This is a genomic window from Pedobacter sp. 10L46_2 (assembly GCF_056395165.1).
Genome location: NZ_JBFTIZ010000153.1, coordinates 9,436 through 10,034 on the forward strand (window position 1 = coordinate 9,436; position 599 = coordinate 10,034).

1 protein-coding gene is annotated in these 599 nt (G+C 41.2%); it reads left to right on the top strand.

Features of this window, described 5'->3' with window-relative positions; genetic code table 11:
* Positions 1-551, top strand: a 551-nt coding sequence (locus tag AC1DDX_RS16520; protein WP_477622282.1) for an energy transducer TonB, incomplete at its 5' end; no start/stop codon positions are given.
* Positions 552-599 lie beyond the last annotated feature (48 nt).

Consider the following 599-nt stretch of genomic DNA (forward strand, 5'->3'; position numbering starts at 1 on the left):
AACCAATAAAAGAAAAAATTAAAACTGTAAAGCCCGTTTCAAATCCAATTGTTGTGGATAGGCCATTAATTACCGATCCGCCAACTCTAGAACAAATAGATCATGCGGCAGTAGGGCCTGTTACGCAATCGGGAGTTGAGACGTCACTTGGATCGGCTCCTGTTGAGGGCAATGGTAATGGAATAGCTCCAGGTAATGGTGTAGGGAATGGTGAGAAGGAAGATACGGGGATTCATGAAATAGGAGATATCCAAGCCTACCCTGAATTTGAAGGGGGAATGAAAGCCTGGGCTAAATTTATACAAAGAAATTTAAGATACCCGAATGCGGCGCAGGAAGTTGATGCACAGGGTAAGGTTTTTATCAGCTTTGTAATAGAGAAAGATGGTTCTGTATCAAACGTTACTGTTTTAAAAGGTATAGGATATGGATGTGATGAAGAAGCGGTAAGGGTAATTAGTAAGTCCCCAAAATGGAAACCGGGCCGACAAAATGATCAAAACGTTAGAGTTAGGTATAATATGCCGCTTTCATTTACCATAAACAGATAATTTCAAAAATATTCGGTGCGCTCTCAGTGTAAAGGATAGGGTGAGGGG